A 469-nucleotide genomic window follows, 5' to 3' on the forward strand; every position below is an offset into this window, starting at 1 on the left:
TCCGGCCATGCCCACGACCGCGCCGTAGTACTTCTTGGCGTCGCTGCGCAGCACATCCCCGTAGCCGCCCACCTTCGTCCCGAAGAACTGGTTGAACTCGTTCACGTTGAAGCCGAAGCCGTAGCTAGGCATCCCCATGCCGCCCCATACCTCGATATGGTAGCCCCTCGGGAAGTCCAGCTTGCTGTTGTCACCCCACCATGGGGAGTACACGTGCATGCCCCCCACGCCGTCCTCGTTGTAGGAGACCTTACGGTTCATCAGGTCCGGGATGAACCCCGCCCTGTCGGCCCCCGTCGAGTCGTGGAGGTACTTGCCCACCACATCGCTGCTGTTGCCCAGTCCGTTGGGGTGCTGCTCGCTCTTGGAGTTCAGCAAGATCCTGGCGGAACTACAGGCCGAGGCCCCTAGGACCACCACCTTGCCCTTGAGCTTGTATTCTTTTCTATCTTCTTTGTTGATGTAGGAT

General features: G+C 60.3%; 1 pseudogene. It reads right to left on the reverse strand.

Annotation, left to right across the window (positions count from 1 at the left end):
- A pseudogene (locus DCK90_RS16845) lies at window positions 1-469 on the reverse strand (GMC family oxidoreductase); the annotation flags it as partial.

The sequence above is a fragment of the Muricauda brasiliensis genome (genome assembly GCF_003057865.1).
GTDB classification, from domain to species: domain Bacteria; phylum Bacteroidota; class Bacteroidia; order Flavobacteriales; family Flavobacteriaceae; genus Flagellimonas; species Flagellimonas chongwuensis.